The sequence below is a fragment of the Tritonibacter sp. SIMBA_163 genome, assembly GCF_046535935.1.
GTDB lineage: Bacteria > Pseudomonadota > Alphaproteobacteria > Rhodobacterales > Rhodobacteraceae > Epibacterium > Epibacterium scottomollicae.
On sequence record NZ_JAWJBP010000001.1, the window covers coordinates 18,655 to 31,468 of the forward strand.

The window sequence follows — 12,814 nt, forward strand, 5'->3', positions numbered from 1 at the left end:
AACCGAAACGACGCTACCGTCTCGTTTCATCATGAACGCGACACATCACCCTTCATCTGACAACGAACAGCGCGAAGAGGCTTCTATCGGGCCCCGGCTGACCGTTGAACTGTTTGTACAGCCGGGATTCTCCCATTTGGAGCTGTCGTCGATCATCGCTGTCTTGGACGCTGCCAATACCCTTGATGCGGGCACTTGGTTTTCGTGGTGCATCACCTCGGACTCGCCCGGTATCGTTGCAAGCAATTCCGACCTGCTGGTGCGCGCAGATCCTGCGATCGGTGTCCAATACCTCAAGGACGTTCTGTTCGTCGTCGGGGGGCATAACTACGGCGGCGGGAGTTGGCTGGCACGGATCCGGGCCATGCAGAAACTGCGCCGTCCGGCGTTTCTGTTGTCCGAGGCCGCAACCTCTTATATCCGGCGCTCTGCACCGCTTTCAGGGCCGGCAACCACACATTGGCTTGATGTGCGCACGTTGCGCGAGGCTGGCGATTATCCGACGGTCAGCAATCGGTTGGTTGAAGACAATGCAGGAATTCTCACCTGTGCCGGTCGTTCACATACCGCTGAACTTGTCATTCGATTCCTCTCGCAATTCTTGTCCCCGCAGCACTGCGCAGAGTTGGCGAGCATTTTGATGATCGATACGGCGCGGGGCTATTCGGGTGAGCAGCCCAAGGGAGCCGCGCGCAACACCAACCTGTTGGAAGGGCGCCTGGTCAAGGCCATGGCGGTCATGGAAGAGTGTATTGAACACCCGTTGCCGACAGCAGAGATCGCGGAGCGGGCAGGGGTGTCGGTGCGCCACCTTGAAAGGCTGTTCCTTGCACATCTCAACACCACACCCGCAAAGCACTACATGCAGTTGCGGCTGAAGCTCGCAAACAAGCTGATCACCGATACCAATCTTCCGATTGCGGAGATCGCATTTGCCAGCGGCTTTGCGTCTTCGACATCGTTGTCGCGTGCTTATCGGCGTGAATACGGGATGACGCCCTATCAGGTGAGGGCGCGGGATCGTGCGGGGGCCAGCCTGCGCGGCGCATGATCGGAGTTGGCCGCGCGGCGTAAGGCTGAACGGGCTCCAGCTGCCATGCTTCGGGTGGGATATGCCCACACAAGACTTTGAATTCAGTGCAAGCATTCGTATTGATTGCAAGGAACACAAGTCAGGCGCTGTGTGTATCGACTGAAATAGGCTGGCAAAGGATAGAGACATGAAGGCAAACCCGATCTCCCCGACGATTCCACTGGATCAGGACGGTGTGCACCATGGGTTTCTGAAATTGCCCTACAGCCGCGACGACAGCGCCTGGGGCTCGGTGATGATCCCGATCACGGTGATCCAGAACGGGGCAGGCAAGACCGCGCTATTGACCGGCGCCAACCATGGCGACGAATACGAGGGGCCCGTGGCGCTGCAAGAGCTTGCGGCCACCACGCGCGCAGAGGATGTGACCGGGCGGCTGATCATCGTGCCCTATTTCAACTATCCCGCCTTTCGCGCCAGTGCGCGGACCTCGCCCATCGACCGGGGCAACCTGAACCGCGCGTTTCCGGGCCGCCCCGATGGTACGGTCACGGAAAAGATCGCCGACTATTTCCAACGCACGCTCCTGCCGATGGCAGATGTGGCGGTGGATTTCCACTCTGGCGGGAAAACGCTGGATTTCGTCCCCTTCGCTGCCGCGCATATCCTTGAGGACAAGGGCCTTCAGGAGGCCTGCTACGCCGCGATGCAGGCCTTTAACGCGCCCTATTCAGTGCAACTGTTGGAGATCGACAGCGAAGGCATGTACGACACTGCCGTCGAGGATATGGGCACGGTGCTGGTTACCACGGAACTGGGCGGCGGTGGCATGTCCACGGCGCGCAGCAATGCCATTGCCAAGAAGGGCCTGCGCAATGTGTTGATCCATTTTGGTATTCTGCAGGGCGAGATGGAGATTGATCCCTCCGTGACCCTCGATATGCCGGATGGGGACTGTTTTGTGTTCAGTGAGCACGACGGTCTTTTTGAGATCATGGTCGATCTTGGCGATCATGTGGAAAAGGATGATGTGGTCGCGCGCGTCTGGTCGCCGGATCGCACCGGGCAGGCACCGGTAGAGTATCGCGCGCGCCGCGGTGGCGTGCTGATCAGTCGCCATTTCCCGGGCATGATCAAATCCGGCGACTGTGCCGCCGTGATTGGTGTGGTCGAAGACTGACATGCATCTGGATCAGCGCGACCTCGAAATTCTCCGCATTCTGTCCCGCGATGGCCGCATCACCAAGGCGGCGCTGGCCGATCAGGTGGGCCTGTCGCCCACCCCCTGCTGGGAACGCCTGAAGAAGCTGGAGAAGGCCGGGCTGATCGAAGGCTATAACGCCCGCATCAACCTCAAGAAAATCGCTCCGCACGTCACCGTTTTTGTGGCTGCCGAACTGACCGATCACACCGCTGCCAGTTTTCAGTCCTTTGAGGCGGCGATGCAGCGCTATGATGAGGTCGTGGCTTGCTGGGCGCTGGGCGGTGGCTTCGACTATCTGCTGCAGATCGTCACCTGCGATATCGACGCCTATCAGAGATTGATCGATGCGATGCTGGATGCGCGCATCGGTCTGAGCCGCTATTTCACCTATATCGTGACCAAACCGGTAAAGGGGGCAGGTGTGCCGCCTTTGGAGATACTACTCAACGGCAGTTGAATCCTCTGCCTGCCGGGCAAACTTCAGTCACATCTTCTGAAAGGAACCCTGCACACTCCTTGATAGAATTTCAGGAGGAGCAGACATGTCGTTAACGGCCCTGTCCGCGCGTGCGGAGATCAATGACAAATCGCTGGTGCGCTCATTTTCCTACATAAACGGGAAATGGTGCGCTTCATCCAACGGTGAGGTTGTCGCCGTTCATGACCCCGCCACCGGGGATGTCATAGGTGATGTGACCGCAATGACGGCAGAAGATTCCTCTGCTGCGGTGGATGCGGCGCATGCGGCGTTTGCCAGCTGGGCGCTGATGCTGCCGCAGGACCGTTGCGCCATCCTGCGCCGTTGGTTCGAGCTGATGATCGAACACAAAGAGGACCTTGCCCGGCTGATGGTGCTTGAGCAGGGAAAACCCTTGTCCGAGGCACGCGGCGAGATCGACTACGGCGCAGCCTTCCTTGAATTTTATGCCGAGGAATCCAAACGTCCCAACATCGAGGGCGTCACCAGCCATCTGCCGGATGCGGAGGTTGAGCTGTGGCGCGAACCGGTGGGCGTGGCCGCACTGATCACGCCGTGGAATTTCCCGTCCGCGATGCTGACGCGCAAGGCCGCGGCGGCGCTGGCGGCGGGCTGCACGGTGGTGGCACACCCCTCAGGCGAGACGCCTTTCAGTGCGCTGGCGTTGGCGGAGCTTGCCGAACGGGCAGGCATCCCGAAGGGTGTCTTCAACGTGGTCACTGGCAAAGCCCCGGTGGTGGTGGAACCTTGGACGCGGGATGCGCGGGTGCGGGCTTTGTCCTTCACCGGGTCCACCGAGGTGGGCAAGCTCCTGTATCGTCAATCCGCAGAGACGGTTAAACGGCTGGTGATGGAACTGGGAGGCCATGCGCCGGTCATCGTCTTCAAGAATTGCGATCTGGATCGCGCGGTCGCCGAGACCATGAAGGCGAAATTCGCCACCTCCGGGCAGGATTGCCTCGGCGCGAACCGCATCTTTGTTGAGCGCGACATTTATGATGAGTTCTGCACCCGCTTTGTGACCGCCACGCAGGCGCTTACTGTGGGCAAGGGGATTGATGATCCCGACATTGGCCCCTTGATGAACGAAAAAGCGGTGCAAAAGCAGGAACAACATGTGGCCGACGCGCTGGAAAAAGGCGCCACATTGGCCTGCGGAGGCAATCGTCACCCGCTGGGGCCGCTGTTCTATGAACCGACCGTGTTGACCGATGTGCCTGCAGATGCGGCCATCCTGCACGAGGAAACCTTTGGCCCGGTCGCGCCGATCACGCCGTTTGACACCGAGGATGAGGTAATCCAGCGTGCGAACGACAGTGAATATGGCCTCGTCGCCTATGTGCACAGCCACGACCCGCGCCGGATCTATCGCCTGAGCCGCGCGTTGCAGTTCGGCATGGTGGCTGTCAATCGCACCAAGGTCACCGGCGCGCCGATCCCCTTTGGCGGCACCAAACAGTCCGGTATGGGGCGCGAGGGCGCTCGGCTGGGCATGGAGGAATTCACCGAGATTAAATACGTCTGTCGCGACTGGGCGTAACCCTCGGGCCACGCGAGACTTTCCACCCCGCGGGTGGAGCACGGAAATAGGAAGGACACGAAATGCTGAAGAACGATCAACTGGACCAATGGGACCGCGACAATTTCTTTCATCCCTCGACCCATCTGGCGCAGCACGCGCGCGGTGAGAGCGCAAACCGGGTGATCAAGACCGCCTCCGGCGTCTTTATCGAGGACCGTGACGGCAACAAGCTGTTGGATGCGTTTGCCGGTCTTTACTGTGTCAACGTCGGCTATGGCCGTCAGGAGATTGCCGAGGCGATCGCCGATCAGGCGCGCGAGCTGGCCTATTACCACTCCTATGTCGGTCACGGCACCGAGGCGTCGATCACGCTTGCCAAGATGATCTTGGATCGTGCGCCGAAGAATATGTCGAAGGTCTATTTCGGCCTTGGCGGCTCCGACGCCAATGAAACCAATGTCAAACTGATCTGGTACTACAACAACATCCTTGGCCGCCCCGAGAAGAAGAAAATCATCTCGCGCTGGCGCGGCTATCACGGCTCCGGGCTGGTCACTGGCTCCCTGACCGGGCTTGAGCTGTTCCACAAGAAATTCGACCTGCCCGTCGAGCAGGTGATCCACACCGAAGCGCCTTACTATTTCCGCCGCGAAGATCTGAACCAGACCGAAGAACAGTTCGTGGCCCATTGCGTGGCCGAGCTGGAAGTGTTGATCGAGCGTGAAGGCGCAGACACAATTGCGGCCTTCATCGGTGAGCCGATCCTGGGCACCGGGGGTATCGTGCCGCCGCCCGCAGGCTATTGGGAGGCGATCCAGACAGTCCTGAAGAAACACGACATTCTTCTGGTTGCGGATGAGGTTGTCACTGGCTTTGGCCGTCTTGGCACCATGTTCGGCTCTAACCATTACGGCATCGAGCCCGACATCATCACCATCGCCAAGGGCCTGACCTCGGCCTATGCGCCGCTTTCCGGCTCCATCGTTGGTGACAAGGTCTGGAAAGTGTTGGAGCAGGGCACCGATGAGAACGGCCCCATCGGCCACGGCTGGACCTACTCCGCGCACCCCATCGGCGCGGCAGCGGGTGTTGCCAACCTGAAACTCATCGACGAGCTGAACCTCGTGAGCAATGCTGGCGATGTCGGCACATACCTCAATGCCACCATGGCAGAGGCGCTGGGCGAACATGCCAATGTCGGTGATATACGCGGCGATGGCATGCTCTGCGCGGTGGAATTTGTCAAAGATCGCGACAGTCGCACCTTCTTTGACGCGGCTGACAAGATTGGCCCGCAGGTCTCCGCCAAACTGCTGGAGCAAGACAAGATCATCGCGCGTGCGATGCCGCAGGGCGATATCCTGGGCTTTGCGCCGCCCTTCTGCCTCACACGCGCCGAGGCCGATCAGGTGGTCGAGGGCACTGTCCGCGCGGTGAAATCCGTGCTGGGCTGATCTGCGGTTTCGACCCTGGTCTGATGTCAGAAAAACCGCCCACGCCCTTGGCGTGGGCGGTTTAGTCTATGCGACCCATGGGGTGCAGTTGATGTTTGAGGGGCGTGCGGTGTCTTGTTGTTGCGCCTCAAATATTCGGCTTTTGGTTTTTAACCGCTATTAACCGTTCTCCCCTATGGTTCTCAAAGCGGCATTCCGGTCTGCAGTAACCCTGCCTCCGGGGTGCCGCAGCGAAGTGTGGTTGACCCGGGGCGTGTTGGTGTCCCCTGTCAGGGCTGCCGCCCATTTGGATGTGAGCCCATGCAGTGCAGTGTGAAAGGGGGCGTGCGGAAATAAGATGACAACTTATGTCGTAACAGCCACCAACTATCAGGACCCTGCGTTCTGGTCTGCAATCGTGGAAGCGAGCAGCGGTCACACGCTGGATTTCAGTACCCTGCCTTCGGGGTATGAGCTGAGCATTGATGCTGAGGCCCATACGATCTCGATCTGGAATGGGTCCTCTTGGTATCGTGTCGGCGAAAGTGGGAATGCTGGTACTGATGCAACGCTGGGCAGCCCGACAAGTATTCAACATTTCACCACGATTGTCGGAACCGACGGTGGCGACTATGTCGAGGCGTCAGATAACGACGATAACCTGTTCGGAAACTCCGGCGATGATACCCTTTCGGGCGATCAGGGCGATGACACAATTCATGGCGGGGCGGGCAACGACATCCTTGCAGGAGGTGATGGACGAGACATTATCGTCGCGGGAAGCGGGAATGACTCGATCTATGGGGACAATGCCTGGGCAACCTTGGGATCTGCCGCGTCGGGGCCGGGGACGACCCCGACAACTTTGACGGTTACCAATTCAGCTGATGGCCCGATTGAACTGTGGTGGGTCGATACCAGCGGTCAGCTGCAATACTATGCAACGATTGAGCCTGGCGATACGTGGAACCAGAGCACCTTTGAAGATCACAACTGGGAGCTGCGGCATCCAGATGGCTGGTATCTCGAAATGATCGAGGGGGGCAGCAATCTTACGGTGGATTTTGGTGCTGAGGGTTTGAGCGACACCGTGATGGCTGGCGATGGGGATGATCTGGTCCTCGGAATGTACGGTGACGATATTCTCTATGGTGAAACGGGACGCGATACCATTCACGGGGACTATGGGAACGATACGATCTGGTCCGGCGCCGATGCTGACAGTGTGACCGGTGGAGAGGGCGATGACTACCTGTCAGGGCAGGAAGGCGACGACACGATATATGGCGGCGCTGGCGCTGATACGTTGGTCGGGGGCGCGGGAAACGATCAACTGAAGGGGGATGCAGACGCTGACACTTTTCAGGTTTTCGACAACTCTGGTGACGACACCATTCTGGGTGGCGAAACGGGAACCGATGATGATGCAATCGACCTGTCTGCTCGCAGCAGTAGCATCAATGTTGGCTATACCGGCAATGAGGCGGGCATTATTCAAGGTGGCGGGGATACCGCCTATTTTCAGGAGATTGAGCGACTTCGGCTGACCGATCACGATGACAGCCTCGACGCCAGCGCAGCCTCGTCCGGCGTGAATGTGGACGCAGGCGCCGGAGATGACACGCTGACCGGTAGCGGTGGTGACGATACGCTCACGGGGGGCGATGGGGACGACCGTTTTGTGATGACGACGTCCGGCGGAGCTGACACCGTATCTGACTTTGATGTAACGGACGATGACGCGGATGGCTTCTACAACGATCAGATCGATGTCAGCGGCCTAACCGGCGGCTCCGGATTGGGGGGGCTGGTCACCGCGGCCGATGTCGTGGTGACCGATGACGGGTTTGGCAATGCGACATTGACCTTCCCTGGGGGGGAGCAACTGGTTCTCACCGGGGTTGCCCCGAACCAAATCAATACACAACCTCAGCTCCATGCAGCGGGTATCCCCTGTTTCACACCGGGTATTCGTGTTGCAACGTCACGCGGTGCTGTGCCTGTCGAGGAGGTCCGCGTCGGCGACCTGCTGCAGACGGCAGACAATGGGTTTCAGCCGGTGATCTGGATCGGGCGACGGGACTTGAGCGCGCTGGAATTGGCTGAAAAGCCACATCTCCGCCCACTTTTGATCCGCCCCGGTGGTCTCCTCGCAAACGAACGCCCGCTTCTGGTGTCTCCACAGCATCGGTTTATGCTGAACCGTCGACGGCTTGGCGATCTTGGCTCCATGCATGAGGCCTTCGTGCGTGCCCGATTGCTGGAAAGCCTGACCCCAGCCTCTGTCGCGGTGACTGAAGGGGCTGCTGGTGTCAGTTATATACACCTCATGACAGAGCATCATCAGGTCATTTTTTCCGAAGGTGTTGCGACCGAGACGTTTTGGCCGGGACCAGAGGCGTTGCGTGGCATCTCAGCCGAAGGCCGCAGAGAGTTGTTCGACCTGTTTCCCGAACTTTTCTTGGCCAATAACCTCTGCGGAAAGCTCGGCCGACATTATGTGGCCGAGGCCTACTGCCAACTCGCTCGGGTGGATCTTGGACGTGGTGACTTGAAGGCGCTGCATGGCCGCACGGCGGCGTGAGGCGATGTGCGGGCACTACTGTGCAGCGAGGCGCCGCAAGTAGCTGCAGGTGACGCGAATCGCGGCATCCATATCCGCATCGGACGCATATTCTTCCGGACAATGGCTCACGCCATCCTTGCATCGTACAAAAAGCATCGAGATACCGCACAGGTCGGCCATCGCCGAGGCATCATGGGTCGCCCCCGAAGGCAGGCGTGGGGCATTGATGCCCTCGTCCGTTGCCGCCGCCTCGAGACAGGCCATCAAGTCGGGATCACAGGGCACTGCCGCCTGATCGTATGTGCGTGACATCGCAAAGGACACGCCGCGCGCGTTGGCGATTTCCGTGCCAAGCACCTGAGCGGAGGCGGCAAACTCCGTGCGAACCTGATCCGAAAGAGCGCGCACTTCCAGTGTGAGTTGGGCTTCTCGCGGGATTGCGTTCACGACGTCTGGCTTCAGGGAGAGGGTGCCAACTGTGGCGCGAAGCCCGTCGATCTGGCGGGCCGCATCATGGACGCGGGTGATGAACTCTGACGCCGCCACCAATGCATCACGTCGGCCATTCATCGGCACAGTGCCTGCGTGGCCTGTCTCGCCGCTGAAGGTCACGGTGTTGCGCTCAATGCCGCAGATCCCGGTGACGATACCGCAGGGGGCGTCGCTTTGCTCCAGAACTGGCCCTTGTTCGATATGTACCTCGAGATATGCGCGCACCGCGTCTTGCGCGCGCTGTTGCGTGGTGACTGCTTCCGGGGTGCCGCCAAAATCCGACAACGCGGACTGCAAGCTGACGCTGTTTGCATCCTGCATGTCCAAAACGGACGGGTCGAACCGACCGGACAGCGCGCGTGGACCTATGAGAGCAGTCGGGAAGCGAACGCCTTCCTCATCAGCGAAGGCCAGGACCTCGACCGGGAAGGGCAGTTCAACCCCCTCAGAGGCCAGACGTTCCAGCGCAAGGCAGCCGATCAAGACCCCCATGATGCCATCGTAGCGACCGCCCTCACGCACGCTGTCTTGATGTGATCCGATCAGCACGGCCGGTCCATTGGCAGCAGACGCGCTGGACCCAACCAATGTTGCCGCAGCGTCCAGTCGCGGTGTCAGGCCGGCCTGCCGCATCCAGTCACTGATGTGTTCCAATGCGCGCGCATGCTCAGGGGTGTAGGGGAGGCGGGTCACACCGGGGCCTGCCGTGCTGCATTGTGCGATTTTGCTCAAGCGATGCTGCGCTTCTTGTCCCCAGCTCATCTGTGACCTCGTAATTTATCGTGATTAATTAGAGGTCTATCGCCGGAACGCTTTCCCGTCTATATTTTTATCATGATAAAAGAGCGCCAATCTATGAGCATAAAAACATCATCCTCAGGTCAGCCAAAACGCTCACGCCCGGTGCGCGTTGCGGATGAAATCAAGACCTGGGTGGTGGAGCGAGATCTCCAGCAGGGCGACAAGCTGCCCAACGAAACCGAGATGATCGCGCAATTCGGCGTCTCCAAGGGCACCGTACGCGAGGCCATGCGCATTCTCGAAGCGCAAGGCCTGATCGTCACCCGTACCGGGCCCGGCGGCGGCAGCTTCGTCGACAAGGTCTCTGCCAGGCGCGCCCGGTCGCTGTTGGCGAATTATTTCTACTTTCAGAACCTGTCGATTGCCGACATCTACCAGATGCGCCGGGCGCTGGAGCCTGAGCTTGCAGCGAGCCTTGCGGGCCAGCTGAGTGATGCACAACTGACCGAGATGGAGGTCCTTGCGGCGCGCTATCCGGAACCGGCGCAGTCGGCAGAGGAGGAGAAGGAGCAACATGTCTCCTCGCTCGAATTCCATGCGCGGTTGGCGGAGTTTTCTGGCAATGCGCTGTTGGGATTTGTGATTTCCTTCATGGCGCGGGTGCTCACTGATATGACCATCTATCGCAAACTCTACGAGCCACCGAACCCGGAACTCTGGCGGCGCGGGCGCGAGCATCAGATGCAATTGGTGACAGCCCTGCGCGATGGCGATGCGGGGGCTGCGCGGCAGATCATGGCCTCGCATATGCAGGGCGCGGAGGAGCAAATGCAATCGCAAGAAGCGCAACTGGCGCGGCGTTTTATTGGCGAGCAGCGTTAGCTGGCGTCCGGCAGCACCGCGCGGTAGCGATCCTTCAAGACCGGAACCTCTGTAAGCCAGTCGTAATAGGGCGAGCGGTGCGCCCGCAGGCACAGGGTACGCAAGGCGGGTAGCGGGTCGTCGCTATAATCGATTCTCAGGTCCAGCGGCGGGCGCTCCGGTGACAGCACCAAAAGGGCTGCGGATTGCAGCCCGCGCGCGTCCCCCCCAACCGTTGCGGCGGCATCCAGAACTGCCAGCATCCGGTCAGATAGCGTGGCATATTCGCCCTCTGCGGCCTCATGCATCGCCGTCAAAACCTGAGGCCCTGCCAGCATATTGCCAGCGATCGCCAGATCGCGATCTGTCATATGGCCTGCGTAGCTTACGCTCTGCATGCCAGTGAACCCGCCAGTGCCACCGCAACGATCAATCGCCAGCAATTGCCGATGTCCGCGCCCCGGATCCGCATCTGTAACCTGCGCGACCGCCGCTTCTGCCCGGTCTCCGCTATACATCCGCCGCAGCACGTCATCGCGCCAGAATGTACTGGGTGCGGTTCCCTGCGAGGCCACCAGCCCTGATTCGATATCTCCGCGCAAAACCCAGCCCCCGACGCATAGGCTGCCGGTCGCCGCCGCCGCTGCAAAACTGCCTGTCTCACGGTCATACATCAGGATTGAAAAGGTCATTGTGGTCTCCGGACGGGGGTCTTGCAGGTTTAGACTTGTATTTATCATGAAAATTTGCGTGGATACAATTAATCATGAAAAATAAATCTCAGCAGAGAGGATCCGACATGAAATTTCTTGAGATGACGCGGCGCGGCGCGATGGCCGCAATGTTCGCGACGACGGCTCTGGCCGGGGTTTCGATGGGGGTGGCACCCGCGGCGGCGCAGACACCGCCGGGCGTGTTGATCGTCGGCCAGATCGCCGAGCCAAAGGCGCTTGATCCGGCGGCGGTGACGGCGGTGAATGACTTCCGTATCCTGATGAACGTTTATGACGGCCTCGTGCGCTACAAGGACGGCGCGCTGGAGGTGGAGCCCGCACTGGCCACCGACTGGAGCATTTCCGAGGATGGCACCGAATATACATTTACGCTGCGCGAGGGCGTATCCTTCCACGATGGCAGCGCCTTCAATGCCGAGGCGGTGGTGTTCAACTTCGAGCGGATGCTTAATGAAGACCACCCCTTCCACAACACCGGCCCGTTCCCGCTGGCCTTCTTCTTCTCCGCCGTCGAGAGCGTCGAGGCGGTCGATGACCTGACGGTGAAATTCAAGCTGAACGCGCCCTATGCGCCGTTCCTGTCGAACCTTGCCTACCCAACGGGCCTGATTGTATCGCCCGAGGCGGTCAAGACCCATGGCGCGGAGTTTGGCCGCAACCCCTCCGGCACCGGCGCATTCAAATTTGCCGAGTGGCGCTCGAACGAGGCCGTGGTGGTTGAGAAAAACCCTGATTACTGGGATGGCGCGGCAGAGCTGGACGCGGTGGTCTTCCGCCCGATCACCGATGCCAACACCCGCACGGCAGAAATGCTGGCCGGTGGTATTGATCTGATGGTTGAGGTGCCGCCGGTGGCGCTGTCGGAATTTCAGGGCGATGCTTTCACCGTGCATGAACAGGCCGGCCCGCACGTTTGGTTCCTGATCCTCAACGCCAAGGAAGGCCCCTTTGCCGACAAGCGCGTCCGCCAAGCGGCGAACTACGCGATCAACAAATCCGCGATCGTGAACGATGTGCTTGAGGGCACCGCTGAGGTGGCCGCAGGCCCGACCCCGCCCGCATTTGCCTGGGCGTATAATGAATCTCTGGAACCCTATCCATATGACCCCGACAAGGCGCGCGAACTCCTGGCCGAGGCGGGTGCAGAAGGGGCGGAGCTCACGTTCTATGTGACCGAGGGCGGCTCTGGTATGCTTGATCCTATCGCCATGGGCACCGCCATTCAGGCGGATCTGAGCGCGGTGGGGCTGGATGTGAAGATCGAAACCTACGAGTGGAACACGTTCCTGGGCGAGGTCAATCCGGGGCTGGAGGGCAAGGCCGACATGGCCGAGATGGCCTGGATGACCAATGACCCGGACACATTGCCCTTCCTTGCACTGCGCACGGATGCGTGGCCCGACAAGGGGGGCTTCAACTCCGGCTATTATTCCAACCCGAAGGTGGATGAGCTTTTGGAAGCGGCCCGCGTTGCGACGGATCAGGACGAGCGCGCCAAGCTCTATCAGGAGATGCAGACCATCGTGCAGGAAGATGCGCCTTGGGTCTTTGTCGCCAACTGGAAGCAGAACGCGGTGACCTCGGACCGGGTGGGGGATTTTGCCCTGCAGCCCTCGTTCTTCCTGCTGTTGGATGATGTGACCAAGAACTGATGAGAGGTTTCGGATCGGGCTTTGCCCGATCCGACCCGCGCGCGCCCCTGCGGGGCGCGCGCGGCCCCCGTTTCCTCGGAAACACGCTCCCCCAATCG

At 60.1% G+C, this 12,814-nt stretch carries 10 protein-coding genes; 8 read left to right on the forward strand and 2 right to left on the reverse strand.

Annotated elements, in window-relative coordinates; all coding sequences use genetic code 11:
• Positions 1-31 precede the first annotated feature (31 nt).
• From R0J92_RS00090 to R0J92_RS00115, 6 genes are all read left to right on the forward strand, one after another.
• The gene (locus R0J92_RS00090; RefSeq protein WP_106162309.1) at positions 32-1,051 is read left to right on the forward strand and encodes a GlxA family transcriptional regulator; all 1,020 of its coding nucleotides are present in this window, start codon (positions 32-34) and stop codon (positions 1,049-1,051) included.
• A gap of 169 nt (positions 1,052-1,220) precedes the next feature.
• Positions 1,221-2,213 carry a N(2)-acetyl-L-2,4-diaminobutanoate deacetylase DoeB gene (doeB, locus tag R0J92_RS00095; protein WP_411050299.1) on the forward strand — a complete coding sequence of 331 codons (993 nt, stop codon included), beginning with the start codon at positions 1,221-1,223 and terminating at the stop codon, positions 2,211-2,213.
• Between the two features lies 1 nt (position 2,214).
• On the forward strand, positions 2,215-2,694 hold the full coding sequence (locus R0J92_RS00100) for an Lrp/AsnC family transcriptional regulator (RefSeq protein ID WP_106161961.1): 480 nt from the start codon (positions 2,215-2,217) through the stop codon (positions 2,692-2,694).
• A gap of 85 nt (positions 2,695-2,779) precedes the next feature.
• Entirely contained in the window at positions 2,780-4,255 is a 1,476-nt protein-coding gene (locus R0J92_RS00105; protein ID WP_317384253.1) for an NAD-dependent succinate-semialdehyde dehydrogenase, read from the forward strand.
• A 62-nt stretch (positions 4,256-4,317) separates the two neighbouring features.
• The gene (locus R0J92_RS00110; RefSeq protein WP_411050300.1) at positions 4,318-5,691 is read left to right on the forward strand and encodes an aspartate aminotransferase family protein; all 1,374 of its coding nucleotides are present in this window, start codon (positions 4,318-4,320) and stop codon (positions 5,689-5,691) included.
• Positions 5,692-6,028: 337 nt separating this feature from the next.
• On the forward strand, positions 6,029-8,254 hold the full coding sequence (locus tag R0J92_RS00115; protein ID WP_411050301.1) for a Hint domain-containing protein: 2,226 nt from the start codon (positions 6,029-6,031) through the stop codon (positions 8,252-8,254).
• 15 nt (positions 8,255-8,269) lie between these two features.
• Here the strand turns inward: R0J92_RS00115 and R0J92_RS00120 are convergent, their stop codons facing one another.
• Entirely contained in the window at positions 8,270-9,460 is a 1,191-nt protein-coding gene (locus R0J92_RS00120) for a M20 family metallo-hydrolase (RefSeq protein ID WP_411050302.1), read from the reverse strand.
• Between the two features lie 123 nt (positions 9,461-9,583).
• Here R0J92_RS00120 and R0J92_RS00125 point away from each other — a divergent pair, with 123 nt between their 5' ends.
• Positions 9,584-10,351 carry a FadR/GntR family transcriptional regulator gene (locus R0J92_RS00125; RefSeq protein WP_317384249.1) on the forward strand — a complete coding sequence of 256 codons (768 nt, stop codon included), beginning with the start codon at positions 9,584-9,586 and terminating at the stop codon, positions 10,349-10,351.
• On the opposite strand, the gene R0J92_RS00130 is transcribed toward R0J92_RS00125, so the two are convergent.
• Positions 10,348-11,022, reverse strand: a complete 675-nt coding sequence (locus R0J92_RS00130; protein ID WP_411050303.1) for a DUF1028 domain-containing protein — start codon at positions 11,020-11,022, stop codon at positions 10,348-10,350. The genes R0J92_RS00125 and R0J92_RS00130 overlap by 4 nt on opposite strands.
• Before the next feature lie 107 nt (positions 11,023-11,129).
• Between R0J92_RS00130 and R0J92_RS00135 the strand changes: the two genes are divergently transcribed.
• The gene (locus tag R0J92_RS00135) at positions 11,130-12,716 is read left to right on the forward strand and encodes an ABC transporter substrate-binding protein (RefSeq protein ID WP_411050304.1); all 1,587 of its coding nucleotides are present in this window, start codon (positions 11,130-11,132) and stop codon (positions 12,714-12,716) included.
• Positions 12,717-12,814: the final 98 nt, after the last annotated feature.